Origin of the sequence: Niabella aurantiaca DSM 17617 (assembly GCF_000374125.1) — a bacterium.
In the GTDB taxonomy this organism is placed as follows: Bacteria; Bacteroidota; Bacteroidia; order Chitinophagales; family Chitinophagaceae; genus Niabella; species Niabella aurantiaca.
The window spans coordinates 78,283-92,919 of the sequence record NZ_KB893646.1 but is presented as its reverse complement, the minus strand read 5'-3'; the positions used below and the strand labels follow the sequence as shown (position 1 = coordinate 92,919).

General features: G+C 47.5%; 12 protein-coding genes. 2 read left to right on the top strand and 10 right to left on the bottom strand.

Annotated elements, in window-relative coordinates; genetic code table 11:
- Positions 1–117: 117 nt before the first annotated feature.
- From B160_RS0123295 to B160_RS0123250, 10 genes are all read right to left on the bottom strand, one after another.
- The gene (locus tag B160_RS0123295; RefSeq protein ID WP_018630364.1) at positions 118–786 is read right to left on the bottom strand and encodes a DUF2461 domain-containing protein; all 669 of its coding nucleotides are present in this window, start codon (positions 784–786) and stop codon (positions 118–120) included.
- A gap of 57 nt (positions 787–843) precedes the next feature.
- Positions 844–1,017 (bottom strand): hypothetical protein, encoded by a 174-nt coding sequence (locus B160_RS31845; protein ID WP_018630363.1) that lies wholly within the window; start codon positions 1,015–1,017, stop codon positions 844–846.
- A complete protein-coding gene (locus B160_RS0123285; protein WP_018630362.1) occupies positions 1,007–1,384 on the bottom strand; it encodes a GntR family transcriptional regulator in 378 nt (125 codons plus the stop codon). The genes B160_RS31845 and B160_RS0123285 overlap by 11 nt, the downstream gene beginning before the upstream one ends.
- 5 nt (positions 1,385–1,389) lie before the next feature.
- Positions 1,390–2,184, bottom strand: a complete 795-nt coding sequence (locus B160_RS0123280; protein WP_018630361.1) for a hypothetical protein — start codon at positions 2,182–2,184, stop codon at positions 1,390–1,392.
- Positions 2,181–3,026, bottom strand: a complete 846-nt coding sequence (locus B160_RS0123275) for an ABC transporter ATP-binding protein (RefSeq protein WP_018630360.1) — start codon at positions 3,024–3,026, stop codon at positions 2,181–2,183. The genes B160_RS0123280 and B160_RS0123275 overlap by 4 nt, the downstream gene beginning before the upstream one ends.
- A 185-nt stretch (positions 3,027–3,211) precedes the next feature.
- Entirely contained in the window at positions 3,212–3,406 is a 195-nt protein-coding gene (locus B160_RS32155; RefSeq protein ID WP_211218106.1) for a hypothetical protein, read from the bottom strand.
- On the bottom strand, positions 3,357–3,656 hold the full coding sequence (locus B160_RS29975; RefSeq protein WP_211218105.1) for a transposase: 300 nt from the start codon (positions 3,654–3,656) through the stop codon (positions 3,357–3,359). Before B160_RS29975 ends, B160_RS32155 begins: the two co-directional genes overlap by 50 nt.
- A 512-nt stretch (positions 3,657–4,168) precedes the next feature.
- On the bottom strand, positions 4,169–6,265 hold the full coding sequence (ligA, locus tag B160_RS0123260; RefSeq protein WP_018630358.1) for an NAD-dependent DNA ligase LigA: 2,097 nt from the start codon (positions 6,263–6,265) through the stop codon (positions 4,169–4,171).
- Between the two features lie 224 nt (positions 6,266–6,489).
- The gene (locus B160_RS29970) at positions 6,490–9,363 is read right to left on the bottom strand and encodes an outer membrane beta-barrel protein (protein ID WP_018630357.1); all 2,874 of its coding nucleotides are present in this window, start codon (positions 9,361–9,363) and stop codon (positions 6,490–6,492) included.
- Positions 9,360–10,610, bottom strand: a complete 1,251-nt coding sequence (locus B160_RS0123250) for a 6-bladed beta-propeller (protein ID WP_018630356.1) — start codon at positions 10,608–10,610, stop codon at positions 9,360–9,362. Before B160_RS0123250 ends, B160_RS29970 begins: the two co-directional genes overlap by 4 nt.
- Before the next feature lie 189 nt (positions 10,611–10,799).
- Between B160_RS0123250 and B160_RS0123245 the strand changes: the two genes are divergently transcribed.
- Complete coding sequence (locus tag B160_RS0123245; protein ID WP_018630355.1) at positions 10,800–11,504, top strand: NUDIX hydrolase; 705 nt, start codon at positions 10,800–10,802, stop codon at positions 11,502–11,504.
- A 127-nt stretch (positions 11,505–11,631) separates the two neighbouring features.
- On the top strand, positions 11,632–14,619 hold the full coding sequence (locus B160_RS0123240; protein ID WP_245562270.1) for a SusC/RagA family TonB-linked outer membrane protein: 2,988 nt from the start codon (positions 11,632–11,634) through the stop codon (positions 14,617–14,619).
- The last annotated feature ends 18 nt before the right edge of the window (positions 14,620–14,637 follow it).

Here is a 14,637-nt window from a genome sequence, read left to right as displayed (position 1 = left end):
CATGAGCCGACGGGCCTTTTGGCGATTTTCAGATGAAGCGGATCCAATGATTTGATGATCAACCCTCTTTGGCCGCCAGAATACCCGTCCGGGGGGAAGTCCGGCAAAAAACACCTGTTATTCGCTGATGCTCCTGTTGAGGAAGGTGATCAGCGGTAAAAGCGTTTGAAATGCCTTTGTGGTAGTGGTCAGTAATGATCTGGTTGTCAGCTCCGTATCCGGAAGACTGGCCAGGGCGGTAAAGCTTTTATACTTCAGGTATGTTGCTGCCGGATTATCTGCCTCATACCCTTTGGGTACCCGGGACAGGATCTGGCCGTCTTCTACGGAAAGACCGCCGTATGTATCGTTAAATTTTTTTGTTCGCAGGATCTTTTCAAATTCCGGTAGACTGTAATCAATTTCCTGCCGTACTTTGGCCAGTTCGGGGGGCATAGGCTGCCAAAGACCACCCCCTGTAAAACTCGCCCCTGGTTCGAGGTGGAAATAATACCCCGCCGTTATCGATTTTTTTCCTTGGGCATTGATATAAGCGCCAAAATTGGTTTTATAAGGTTCTTTATTTTTAGAAAAGCGTACGTCCCGGTTGATGCGGAACATACAGTCCTTTGCCTTCAGGTGCAAAATAGCCGGTTCTGTGTTACCGAATGCAGCGATCAGGTTATTGACGAACCCGGCAAAATCTTCGCGGGCGGCTTCATATTCTTTCCGGTGTGCATCAAACCAGGGCTTGTTATTATTGTATTTGAGTGCTTCTAAAAATGTCAACGTTGCTTTCTGGATCATGCCCGTAAAGGTAAGCGATTTCTTAAATAAGCGCTGAAGCACAGGAGTACTGAAGCCTTAGGGGGTACCGGAATCTATGGCATCGATGATGACCCGTTTATTTTCGGTCAGGGTCTTATAGATCTCCGGACGGTCTGCCTTTACTTTATCCAGGACCGCTTTATAAAATAACAGCGGTACGGTAAACAGCAGGACGAGGATCAGCAATAAAATTTTAGAACTATTTTTCATGTTGCAATTTTCGTTTGTATTTGATCAGTAATTTGTCCAGCTCATCAGGGGTAATATCCAGCATGTTCAGGGTTCTGAATAAAAGCGGCAGTTCCTGTTCAATGAACAGGTTTTTCCGGTATTGCTTTGCCTGTTGCATACTGTTGGAGCTTATGAAATATCCGATCCCCCTTTTATCGGTGATGATCTCCTGGCTTCTTAAAAAATCATAGCTGCGGGCCACAGTGTTGGGGTTTACCGATAACTGTACGGCCAGTTCCCTTACACTTGGGATCTTTTCCTCCTGTTTCCATACAGAAAGCAGGATCTTTTCACAGATAAAATCCACAATTTGCAGGTATATCGGCTGGTTATTGTTAAAGTCCATTATTGTTATTTGACCTGCGTTTCTTTTAGTTTAAAATAAGTGGCCCAATAGAACAGGGGCCCCCAGCCAAACATATAGAATGCTCTTAATAAATTTATAAGAAAGTTATTTTCTATATATGAATCTTTGTCGCCGGGTAGCGAAATGTATGTCCTTTTAAAATCGGGATTGGAAAAGGACCAGGTCCTGATGCCCCAGAAACTGCTGATTGAGTTCGCATGTCTTATCAGCGCCCAAAGGATAAGAGCGGTAATAATAATGGCCGCCAGGTAGGCATACTTTCTAAAATACAGCGAGCAGTAGATGAATAACCCTTGTATGGCTAAAAAAACGGCGAAAATTCCTAACTGTGTTTCCCGGTAGTTATCCGGGTTGGATGAAGTATAGCCTATCTGTAAAAGATTATGGGTACCTATCCAGGTATAAAGGGCATCGGTGGTCTTAAACAGGAGGATAAAAGTGAGGTTAAACACCAATACGTTCTTCATCAGCTCCAGGGCGAGCTTTTCAGCGGCGGAAGCGGGGAGCCCCAGCTGGAAAACGGCACTTTCCCGGGTCCTGAATTTTTGGAAAGAAGAGATGGAGTACGCGGTGCCAAGGGCAAAGAGCACAAACAGGGAAAGCTGTAAAAAATTGCCGGGACTATAACTCCGGTTGCTGCTTAAGTAGAGCTGCAGCAACAGAATGATGTTGAACAACAGGAACAGAGCAACGATACTGAGCAGGTATTGCCGCTTGTTTTCGATCCATTCTTTTTTTAACAGTAAAAGAAATCGGTGGGTGCTGAATGTTTCGTTCATATAGCGATATTTTCGGTGTACGCAAAAAGCTGGTTGATCCTTTCTCCGTTGATTGTTACTGCTTTATACAGCAGCTCAAGATCTACTCCTGAAGGATATCCGCTGTCATTTTTTGTAAGCATGGTGCGCCCCCTCAGGGATTCTTCCGCAAACAGGATCTCTGCATCGGGAGAAGTCGCGTTGTCGAACAAAAGCTGCCGAGAGATCTGCTCCATGGATTGTGAAAAGGCAAGCTTTCCATTTTGGAGGATCGAAACATGGTCCAGCAGGTTGCCGAGATCATTTACCTGGTGCGTGCTGACGATGACACATTTTCTATCATCGATATGGCCGGAAAGGAGCTCTTTAAACGCGGCCCTGGACGGGATATCCAACCCATTGGTGGGTTCATCCAGGAAGAGGTAAGGGGTATTGGCCGCCAGGGCAAAGCACAGCAGCAGTTTTTTCTTTTGCCCGAAACTCAGGGCCTCTATATCATTGTCGTACCCGATATTGAAGGCTGTAAGACAATGGATAAATTGTTTTTTACTGAACTGCGGGTAAAAGGGGGCATATCCTTCGATGTATTGCGGGATGCTGATACCTGGAAAAAATATATTGTCCGCAACGAAGAAAACGGATTGAAGAAAAGAAGGGCGCCGTTGCTGTGGTTCGGATCCTTGTACCGTTATTTTCCCTGTTCCCGGAAACAGGAGCCCGCTCATCAATTTGAGCAGTGTGGTCTTTCCTGCTCCATTGTCTCCCAGCAGGCCATAGATCTGCCCGGTGTTAAAGGTGGTGGTAAGCTCTTTAAGAACAAACGTTTTCTTATAAGCGAAAGAAATATTTTTTAAAGCAATCATACTACTGTTTTAGTGTATTAATTAAATAGTACACAGCAAATATAAAATATTGAACCTGGATCATCCAAATTTATTTTTATCGGAGATCGGTAAATGGATTTTTTTATTTCCGGAAATTTTATATGAGGCGTTCTGGCGATTTCCGGGGGAACGCTCAAATGATTTTCCGGACGGAAATTGAGCACTCATAACCATTCAAACAGGTATTCCTGTTTATATTCAACGTAGAACTGCTCCGGCAATTCCAGGTATTCTTCTTTGAACCGCTTGTTTTGATGATGCTCTTTTTGATTGTGAATATAGCGGATTACATTATCCAGGGCCGAGTGGTTATAAGCCTTCCTGCCATTGGAAGGCTGTATGGGTGAGCCTTTTTTCATTGATAAACCCATTTGAGGATTTCTTGATTTCCCTGACCAGATCGGACAGGCAACAATCCGGTTTAAGCCCCATCAGGAGGTGCAAATGATCGGGCATGCCATTAATGGCCAATGGCTTTTGCCCTTTATTTTTAATAATACCGGCTATGTACTTATAAAGTTCCGCTTCCCAGGATGGAAGGATGAGGCTTCGTCTTCCTTTTACGGCAAAGACCACCTGTATATAGATCTGCGAGAATGTTCCGGGCATGTTTCAAAGGTTTTGTTGTGTATGTTTCCTGATCTTTTGGTCAGCAGTGCTTTGTTATCTGCAATTTAATTTAACCGGATGATATTCCGGTGGTTTTGTTCTTGTATCTTATCATCGGTCGTGTTTTCGTAGGGAGATGCGTGTTTACCGGTGATACGACCCGCTTGGGGTCGCCGCCGCTATCGAGTGGATATCGTTATAGATATTTGACCCCTTCGGGGTCAGGTATGGGCTTTCTGATATGATAGTTTTGAACCAGCTGGGAGATTATCTTAAGGAGGCGCAGGTACTGCTTATACCGATTGGACATCCGTAATAGACCCGTTGCATTGGCCTAACGGCGGGTCACATCGGCATTATACGGGAATATTTTGGCCCAAAACAAATATCTGTTTCGTATTATTTGACCCGAGAGCAACATTAATGCAGATCCCGAAGGGATCGCATATTTATAGAACCGGGTTGAGAACGAAACCGACCCCGAAGGGGTCGTATAAGGCTGGCGCGCATGATTATTCCACCATCTTCAAAAAATCTGCTTCTGAAATGATCTTTACCGTGTTGATCTTTTTGGCTTTTTCCAGTTTGCTGCCGGCGTCTTCCCCTACCACCAGGTAATTCAGTTTGGCACTCACACCACTGACGATCTTTCCGCCCTGGGCCTCGGCCATTGCTTCGGCCTCGCTGCGTTTTAACGTGGGCAGGGTACCCGTAAACAAAAAGGTCTGGCCGGTGAGCGCTCCGGCAGCGGTCAGCTGCTTGTGGGTGTTGGTGAGCTGTACTCCCAATGTTTCCAGTTCTTTGATCATTTCAATATTGGAGGTATTGCTGAAAAAATGCACAATGCTGCCCGCTACTTTCGGCCCGATGTCCTCCAGGCTTTGCAGCTCTTCCTGCGAAAAGTTTTGCAGTTCCAGCAGGTGGCCTACCCTGTTGGCCAGCACCTTGGCGGTCGTTTCGCCTACAAAACGGATCCCCAGGCCAAAGAGAATGCGGTGCAGGGGCTGCTCTTTGCTCTTTTCAATGGCCTGCTGCAGGTTGTCGATGGATCTTTTTCCAAAGCCTTCCAGGTTGCCCAGTTGGTCAAAATCCAGCTTATAGATGCCCGGGATGTCTTTTAACCAGCCCAGCTCATAAAATTTACGGACATTGGCTTCTCCAAAACCACGGATGTCCAGCGCATCTTTGCTTACAAAATGGATCATGCGCTCCACCACCTGCGCCGGGCATTCGATGTTGATACAGCGCCAAACGGCTTCCTCTTCTTCTTTAAACAGCTGGCTGCTGCAAACAGGGCAGGTTCCGGGAAAGACAATCGCTGTTTCTTCTCCGGTTCTTACCTCATCGAGCGACTTTACAATATAAGGGATCACATCGCCGGCCCGCTCCACCAGCACCGTATCACCTATTTTCAGGTTCTTCTCCCGGATCACCTCCTCGTTAAACAACGATATGGAACTTACGGTAACGCCGCCGATAAAAACGGGTTCGATCTTGGCAACCGGTGTGATGGAGCCCGTACGGCCTACCTGGAATTTTACGTTCAGCAGTTTGCTGGTTGCCTGGCGGGCCTTGAATTTAAAGGCAATAGCCCAGCGTGGATGGTGGGAGGTCATGCCCAATTGCTCCTGGATATCGATGGTGTTCACTTTGATCACCATTCCGTCGATCTCATAGGGAAGCTGGTCTCTTCCGGCTTCAAATTCGAGGCAGTAATCGATCACGTCGCCGATCTGCTCAAAAGTTCTTAGCTGTTTTACCGGGCTCCGGAAGCCCAGTTCCCACAGCAGTTTCAGCGATCCTTCATGTGTCTGCAGGGCTTCCGGCAGCGTATGCCCCGGCAGCAGGGTATAATCGCTGATGTGATATACAAAGGCTTCCAGGTTACGGCGGCGTACTTCTGACGGATCCTTGATCCGGAGGGTTCCGGAAGCAGCATTGCGTGGGTTGGCCAGCGGAGCCAGCCCTTTTTCTACAAGCTCGTCGTTGTATTTTTTGAAATTATTTTTATTGATCAGCACTTCGCCTCTTATTTCGATCTGCTGGATCCCGTACCGGCTGAAGGGCGCAGAAAGCGGCACACTGCGGATCTGCCGCACATTGGTGGTGATCTCGTCTCCTTCCACACCGTTGCCCCGGGTAGCTCCTCTTGCCAGCAGGTCGTCCTCGTAGATCAGGGAGATGCTGCCGCCATCAAACTTTGGTTCTACGCAATAACGGACCTTGTCTTTTTTCGACAGCTGAAGCACTTTCCGGTCGAAATCTTTGAGGTCATCACTGTTATAGGAGTTGTCCAGTGAAAGCATCGGCACCAGGTGCTGGACCGTTACAAAATTTCCGTTCAGACTTTTACCAACCCGCTGGGTTGGTGAGTCCGGAGTAACCCAGTCAGGTTGGTCTTTTTCTACGGCTTCCAGCATTTTATACAGCCGGTCGTATTCTGTATCGGCCAGCAGGGGGGCGTCCTGCACGTAATAACGGTGTTCATGAAAACGTAAAACATTCCGCAGGGTTTCCAGCTCCTCCGGGGTGGCGGGCAGGTGTTTCCCTTCTTTTAAAAAGGACCGGGTCTGTTCCTGGAGTGTCAGTATTTTTTCTTTTGAGTACATATATGCAATTTCGGATCTAAAAGTATTCAAAAACAACGAAATCCCGGGGATTGTATGAACGCAAACCGACAACGAGGCCGCGTATGGCTTCCGGTTGTCAAAAACAGGGGTATATAGCATACAGATTACACGGATCTTCACAGATGGTCTGTGTAATCCAATAGTATCCGCGGGCAGATGACAATATCACCTGAGGGTATACTTGACATGGGCACACCCTGCGGCTACCGCCGGATGAACATCATGCCTGATGGCGATGACCGCCGGTTACCGCCACCAAATTTCCGGGGATAATAGGAAAAGGTGATCATAAAATATTGCTGGAGCCCGTTGGTGACCGTGGTGGTTGCAGCATTGCGATCCAAAAAGTTGCTGATGTTCTTATTTTGCCGCAGGAGGTCAAAGGCAGACAGCTTTAACTCCGCCTTCTGCTGCATAAAGCGGTAAATGGCATTGGCATTCCAGATCGTGGCCCTGGCCGCATCCCGGTTCGCTGCCTTGTTGGTCTGGTATTGAACAGAAGTATTAAGGGTGAACGATTTGGTGATAAAATAATTGATATTGCTGGTGGTGGTATAGTTCCGGATCACTGAAACGGGCTGGGTACTGTTCGACTGGTGATTGCGGTTGGTAGAAATGATCTCACCAATACTGATGTTGAACCTGTCGATCAGGTTATAGAGCACATTAATATTGTTGGATAACGTCTGGTTCCGGGAGGTAGACAACTGGTCATTGATATAACCGGGACGGACGTTGTAGCTGAGGGAAGGGATATAGGTAACCCCGATGGTGCTCATCTTATTGATCTTGGTGGAGAAATTAAGATTGAGGTTGCTGCTCAGTGTACTCTGGTGGTCTACATTGATGAGATAGCGTATGCTGCGTCCGGATGAGTCCGGAAGGTACACCAGGCTATCGCCCACAGCCCTGTTGATATTGGAAAAATTGATGCCCAGCCTTGCTCCGTAGTTGCTTTTGCTATTGGGTTTTGCCCGGCTGATGTCAATGTTGTAATTCATATGCTTGGTGTTGGACGCTTTCAGAAAGGGGTTGCCCGATACGACATAGTACCGCTCCGTGCTGTCCACGATGGGATACAGCTGATCGATGGAAGGCGGCTGCAGGCTCATATTGGCCCATAGGTAAGAGTAGATCCGGAACGCGTTCTCCTTCTGGTAATTGAAATTGGCATTCAGCGAGGGAGCAAAGGAATTGAACGACCGGTCGATATTCCGGTTGAGGATGCTCGATTCATTTTTCTGATTCAGGAACTGGTACCTTAGATCCAGTCCGAAAGACAGCCAGTAATAATATTTTCCCCAAACGGATTTGTTAAAGGACTTGTTGAAGTTCAGGGCCGGGTTATAGGTAAGGTTGGTAAGGGTATTGGTGTTGGTCAGATACCTGTTGACCACATATTGTTGCGTCAATGTGTCCAGGTCCATCGCCATGGCATCCTGCTCGTTCCGCGAAAAATTGAGGCTATTGACCAGCGACATATTGATGTTGAAGAAATTATAGATACCAAACAGGAACTGCCGGAAGCCGTCATAGTTCAGGCCGATATTGGCATTATAGCTTTTGTTGTAGTTATTGTATTTACGGTCGATCGTATTGGTATAGATACTGTCTGTTAATGATTCAAAGGTATTGACCGTGCTCCTGTTGCTCTCTGTTTCGTTATAGCCGCCTCCGAAGTTGATGGAAAAATTCTTACGGGGGTCATCGCGGAGCTCAAAATCGTTGGAACGCAGCCATCCGAACATATAAAAATTATTGCTGTTGTTGCTGGAATAGCTGTTGCTCGAAGTACGGCTCACCGCTGTGGTATCATTTCTGAAAACATTGGTTGTAGCCTCCGATGTATTGGTGCTGTATTGATTTGTATAGTTGGCGCTGATGTTGACAAAGTTTCCGAATTTCTTCCGGTTCTCGTAAAGGAATTTCACTGTATTGCTGGTATTGTCATTGTTGTTCTTGTTGGCACTGATGCTGGCCAGCTTATAATTGTCGATGGTTTGAATACTGGTGCTGTTGGAGATGAAATTCCGGGCAGTGTTAAGATAGCCGTAGTCGCTGGTAAAGCGGTTGTAGAACTGGGAGTTTTCCGATTCCGAAAAGCTATGCTGCCATTTGACATTGCCATAGGTCCTTCGCGTAATGCCATCATTGGCGTTGCCCCTGCCTCCGTAAAAGAACCGGAAATTGGACTTAAAGGTATTTTCCATAAAGGCATTTTCGCCGGTGCCTTCTTCTTTATTGATGTTGTTGATGCCCACCGCAATGCCCGCCTGGTTCTTTTTATCAAAAACCTGGAGCACCGCGTCGCCGGTATAGCGGTCATCCGTGCCGTAGCCGGCACCGATCTTTCCGAAGATCCCCTTTTTCTTATCTGCTTTCAGTTTGATGTTCATGGAGTAGAGCGAGTCGGTTTTTTCCTCGGTATTGCTCAGTTTGGATACATCTTTCTCCTGGTAAAGCTGGATCTTTTCAATGGCATTTTTTGGAAGGTTTTGAGTAGCTGTCTGCGTGGCCCCGCCAAAGAAAGGCTTGCCGTCTACATATACTTTTTCCAGCTTCCGGCCGTTCATGGTGATCGTGCCGTCGCCCCATACCGTGAGGCCGGGTACCCGCAGCAGCATGTCCTCTACAACGGCGTTCGAGTCCAGTTTAAAGGCATCCGGGTTGATCTCGAGTGTATCACCGTTCATCCGCAGGGGTTGCACGGCTTTAATGACCACTTCCTCCAGCTCATCCTTATCCTGGCGTGTAAGGAACAGTTTGCCCAGATCGGTTACCAGCTTCAGGGTGTCCAGCTGAAAATTTTTTATGAGCGGCCGGTACCCGGTGTATGTAATGATGCAATAAAGTGCTGTTTTGGAAGGGATGTTCGGAATGTTGAATTCTCCCTGGGTATTGGTGAGCTGAAATTCCACAATGCTGGAATCGGCCTGTTTATATACGGTAACAGAAGCAGACTGCAATGCATAATCGTTGATGGAGTCATACAGCACCCCCTTCAGCGCGCCTGATCTTTTTTGGGCAAAAAGCAGCACGGGGGCCAGGACCAGGATCAAAAAGATAAAACGTCTCATTTTGCAGCGGGGTTAACTTTTAATTGAATAATAATGGGGTTACTGAATTTGCCGATGCTTTCAAATAACTGCTTCAATGGAGGCGGAGGGGCGTTATTGTATTTTGAAAGAATGGCGGCCTTTTCTTTCAGCAGATCGCTGGGGGAAATGAACGTATAGACATAGTCGTTGTCGTAATTGCTGATCTTCGAAAAAATGCCCGTAGGCAGGTAGTAGGTACTGCTGTCCGGCGTGGTTTTGGAAAGATCGTATAAAGAGGAGGAGGTCTTGTTGAATACATAGCGTTTGTGGCCCCATGCGTTGTCATTCATGCCAAAGAACAGAACGGTTTCCAGATCGATGATGTTAAAGAAGGACCGGGTCGCCTTACTGTATTTGTTCTTGTAGCTGGTAAAATCAATATTGTTCCGGAACGCAGTCGTGTAAAACGTTGCAGGCATGGTGTTGGCTGCAGGGAAAACGAATTTATAAGCCGGCATAAGGGAATCGTTTACCAGTTTATAGAGGGTGTTGTCGTAGTTTTTCTGAATATAAAGCGTACTGTCATTCAGGGTCCGGTCGATATTGATCTGCACATCCTCAAAATCGGTGGGCAGCTTTGCCACGTTCAGGAAAGGAAAATAGGCTCCCACTTTTTTGTTGCCGCTCATGATATCCAGGTGGTGCAGCACCGTGTCCTTTACATACTTATTATAGCGGGTGTTCCGCAACAGGTACCGGCCATTCATATAATACGGGGAGCTGAGCGCATACGGGGGTACCGGCAGTTTTTCGATGCGGTAATTTTTATCGGCGTCAAGATACAGCAGCTCAATGTTCTTGTATTTCGAAAAGTCCCGGTTGCCGGGATGTTCCATCATTTGCTGCGCTTTCGGAAGAGGGATCGTATAGTTCTTATTGGAGCTTATAAAGAACACCGCGTTTTTGGCGTAGCTGTACTGAAGCTGGCCCAGCTTGTATTTTTTCTTTTTGTACTTGTGTAAGAATTTTCCTTCTTTATTGAATATGAGGATGGCATTTGATTCGTTGTCCATAAAGATCAGCCGGTCTGGCGTTACCACAAAATCGGCCATATTATTGAAATAGCTGGTTTTGTTGGTTTCCAGGGGGATCAGCCGGATCTCTGAAAACAGGTTGGAGGCCTTTATACCCAGCGCATTTTCAGGCACCATGTATAAGGACTCGTCCTGGGCAATAACCGGCTTGCTCAAAAGGGTGATCCAGGCAGCGATCAAAAAGTATCTCATAAAAAGTTTTGGGAAAGATACCCCGGATTTTTAAATTGTTACGATATTTTCGTAGTGGTTTAACTTTTTATTGTGAGTGAACAAACGATCGGTTGTTAGAAGCCGGATCGATATTCGTTTTGTGAAAAAAGGAACAAACCCCCGGAAGTTTATTACTCAAATTGTACTTTTGTAACCATCACGAAAACAATGGGTAAAAGTTCAAATCTGAAAACCGCAGCGCTGGAAAAAAGCAGTCATCTGGAATATTTCAAGATCGCTGTATCTGTAGACTGTGTCATTTTCGGATATGAAGACAAGGAGCTGAAGGTGCTGCTCATTAAATCCGATCTGAAGGAATTTGCCGGCATGTACTCGCTGCTGGGCGACCTGGTACGGCCCGATGAGGACCTCGATGAAGCCTCCTACCGGATACTGAAGGAGCGCACAGACCTGGATGATGTGTTTTTACAGCAGGTGCATACGTTTGGAACCATAAACCGGCACCCCTCCGGGCGGGTGGTTTCCACGGCATATTATTCCCTTGTCAATATCAACAACCATAAACTAAAGATCAATCACAACGACCTGCGCTGGCATTCCGTAAAAAGCGTTTACAAGCTGGCATTTGATCATAAGGAGATCCTGACCACCTGCCTCGCACACCTGCGCGGGCAAATAGAAGAGCACCCCGTGGTGCACAACCTGCTGAATGAAAAGTTTTCCCTCAGAGAGCTGCAGGAAGTGTACGAAGCCGTTCTCAATACGCCGCTGGACCGGAGAAACTTCCGCAAGAAGATCACCCTCAAAAACTGGCTGGTTGACCTCAATGAAATGGAGGATAATGTGTCCCACCGCCCCGGAAAACTGTACCGGTTCAAACCCAAGGTGATCAAAAACAACAAGTTAGCGTAAATTCTAATTTTTTTACAGGCAATGTGTACTTTGTACACATAATGTATTTAATTTTGTAATTGTATTTTTAATTAATGTGTATCAAGTACACAATTGATATTAAAACAATAATTGTTTGTCTATGTACATGAGAAGATTGTTCGCAGCATCAGCTGTTCTGTTTTTGCTGCTGTTACCAGGATTTGCTGCTGCCCAGACAAGGGCCGTCAGCGGAACGGTCACCGATTCAAAGACCGGGCAGCCGCTTGCAGGGGTAACCGTTTCCATTACGGGCCGGTCGGTGGCCACCCTGACCGATACAGCCGGGGCGTACCGTATTTTTATAGGGAATACCGTTAACGCCCTTGAGTTTTCCTCTATCGGGTATGCCATGCAAACGGTAAAAGTTACCGGCGGCGTGCTGGATGTAGCCCTGGTACCGGAGATCGCCAATCTTGAAAATGTAGTGGTGATCGGGTATGGAACGGCTAAGAAGAAGGATCTCACCGGATCGGTAGCGCTCCTTACCTCCAAAGATTTTAATAAAGGACAGGCAACCACACCCGAGCAGCTGATCGCCGGAAAAGTAGCCGGTGTGCAGATCACTTCCAACAGCGGGGCCCCCGGCAGCGGAAGCACGATCCGCATCCGTGGCGGTGCGTCGCTGAACGCCAGCAATGATCCGTTGATCGTTATCGACGGGGTACCGTTGAGTAACGACGGGCTTTCGGGTTCTCCCAACCCGCTGTCGCTCATCAACCCAAATGACATCGAGTCGTTCAGTATCCTGAAAGATGCGTCTGCAGCCGCCATTTATGGTTCAAGGGCTTCCAACGGCGTCATTCTGATCGTAACAAAAAAGGGCAAACGGGGCAAGCCGGTGATCAATTTCAATACACAGTTTTCGGTTTCAAAACTGCCAGGTTATGCCGATGTGCTGTCGCCGGGCGAATTCAGGAACTATGTACAAACGCATGGGGATGCCGGCCAGATCGCCCTGATGGGCAATGCCACCACCAACTGGCAAAAGGAAATATACCGCACGGGCATCGGATCCGATAATAACCTGAGCATATCCGGTGCAGCGGCCAACGGTAAACTGCCCTATCGCATTTCTGCAGGCTACCTGAAACAACAGGGGGTTCTAAAGACAAGTGATCTTGAGCGGAAATCTGCGGGGATCAACTTAAGTCCCTCCCTGCTGGACGATCACCTAAAGATCGATATCAATGTAAAAGCCGCCCGTACCGATTCGCGCTTTGCCAATACCGACGCTATTGCCGCCGCCGTGAATTTCGATCCTACACAGCCGGTGTATTCCGGCAGCAACCGGTACAACGGGTATTATGAGTGGCTGGATCCCGCTTCTGTAAGTGGCTTAAGATCGCTGGCTCCCCGCAACCCGCTCGGTTTGCTGATGGATTATCAGAACAAAGGCGTTAACTTAAGAAGCATCGGGAACATTCAGTTTGATTACAAATTCCATTTCCTCCCCGAGCTCCGGGCCAACCTGAACCTGGGGTATGATGTGGCACATGGGTACGGAACGATCTTTGTGAACGACAGCGCCGCCCAGAAATATGGGAACGTGGTGGAAGAAAAGCAGCACAACGGCCAGTCCGACAAATATGCTTCCTGGCGGGATAACGGCCTGGTGGAATTTTATCTGAATTATACCAAACTGTTCAGCAGGCATAAGGTTGATCTGACTGCCGGATATGGGTACTATGATTTTGTAACCCGGAACATCAATTTTGCGAGCTATGATGCCGGCGGGGACCTCATCCCGAAGACCACCCCCAACTTTCCGCTGGACAAACCGCGGTACACCATGATTTCATATTACGGGCGTCTGAATTACAGTTTTAACGACCGCTACCTGCTGACAGCAGCCTTACGTACCGATGGCTCCTCGAAATTTAACCCGGACAATCGCTGGGGATTATTTCCTTCTGCGGCATTTGCCTGGAAAATAAAGGAGGAACCCTTTTTGAAAACATCGTCAACGGTAAGCGACCTGAAGCTGCGTTTAGGATATGGGGTTACCGGTCAGCAGGACGGTATCGGAAATTTTGACTATATCTCTTATTATAACCTGAGCTCCGGTACAGCTACTTACCAGCTGGGCGACCAGTATTACCAGATGTACCGCCCGGGCGGCTATTACTACGAACGTAAATGGGAGCAGACAACGACTTATAATGCCGGGCTGGATTATGGTTTTATCAACAACCGCATCTATGGGAGCATTGATGTGTATTATAAAAAGACCACCGACCTTTTAAACGAGATCAACCAGCCGGCGGGGACCAATTTTACCAACAGGATCGTGGCCAATATCGGCAGTATGGAAAATAAAGGCGTGGAGTTCCTGCTGAATTTTGTACCGGTACAAAACCAGGATCTTTCCTGGACGGTGAATTTTAACGCCACGTACAACCGGAATAAAATAACCAGGCTGACGGTAGTGGATGATCCTGCTTATGCCGGGGCACCAACAGGAAGCATTACCGGTGGTGTGGGAAACCTGATACAGATCCATTCGGTACAATATCCCCGTTCATCCTTCTATGTTTTGCAACAGGTTTATGATGCCGCCGGAAAACCGGTTGAAGGGGTTTTTGTAGACCGGAACAACGATGGCCTGATCAATGAGAATGATTATTACCGGTATAAGAACCCGGATCCCCGCTATTTCCTGGGCCTGGGCTCTTCCGTTAACTACAGGAAGTTTTCAGCAGGCTTCAGTGCCCGGGCCAACATCGGCAACTATGCTTACAATAATGTAATCTCTGCAACCGCACTGGGAACAAATATCCTCAATCCGCTCGGGTACCTTAACAACGGGTCGGGTGATATCTTGTTCACCGATTTTTCCGGTGGCGGTGATAAGCTGATCTTTTCGGACTACTATATAGAAAATGCCTCGTTCCTGAGAATGGACAATATATACCTGGGGTACGACTTTGGAAAAATATTTGCCAATACCGGTAATCTCCGGGTAAACCTGAGCGCGCAGAACGTGTTTGTGATCACCCGGTATAAAGGGCTGGACCCGGAGGTGCCGGGGGGCGTTGATAATAACTTCTATCCCCGGCCCCGGGTGTTTGCACTGGGCCTGAATCTCGACTTTTAAACGATGCGATCTGTAAAC

Coding starts and splice junctions, on each gene's coding strand:
- B160_RS0123295 (WP_018630364.1), bottom strand. CDS start 786: ATGATCCAGAAAGCAACGTTGACATTTTTAGAAGCACTCAAATACAAT.
- B160_RS31845 (WP_018630363.1), bottom strand. CDS start 1,017: ATGAAAAATAGTTCTAAAATTTTATTGCTGATCCTCGTCCTGCTGTTT.
- B160_RS0123285 (WP_018630362.1), bottom strand. CDS start 1,384: ATGGACTTTAACAATAACCAGCCGATATACCTGCAAATTGTGGATTTT.
- B160_RS0123280 (WP_018630361.1), bottom strand. CDS start 2,184: ATGAACGAAACATTCAGCACCCACCGATTTCTTTTACTGTTAAAAAAA.
- B160_RS0123275 (WP_018630360.1), bottom strand. CDS start 3,026: ATGATTGCTTTAAAAAATATTTCTTTCGCTTATAAGAAAACGTTTGTT.
- B160_RS32155 (WP_211218106.1), bottom strand. CDS start 3,406: ATGAAAAAAGGCTCACCCATACAGCCTTCCAATGGCAGGAAGGCTTAT.
- B160_RS29975 (WP_211218105.1), bottom strand. CDS start 3,656: ATGCCCGGAACATTCTCGCAGATCTATATACAGGTGGTCTTTGCCGTA.
- ligA (WP_018630358.1), bottom strand. CDS start 6,265: ATGTACTCAAAAGAAAAAATACTGACACTCCAGGAACAGACCCGGTCC.
- B160_RS29970 (WP_018630357.1), bottom strand. CDS start 9,363: ATGAGACGTTTTATCTTTTTGATCCTGGTCCTGGCCCCCGTGCTGCTT.
- B160_RS0123250 (WP_018630356.1), bottom strand. CDS start 10,610: ATGAGATACTTTTTGATCGCTGCCTGGATCACCCTTTTGAGCAAGCCG.
- B160_RS0123245 (WP_018630355.1), top strand. CDS start 10,800: ATGGGTAAAAGTTCAAATCTGAAAACCGCAGCGCTGGAAAAAAGCAGT.
- B160_RS0123240 (WP_245562270.1), top strand. CDS start 11,632: ATGAGAAGATTGTTCGCAGCATCAGCTGTTCTGTTTTTGCTGCTGTTA.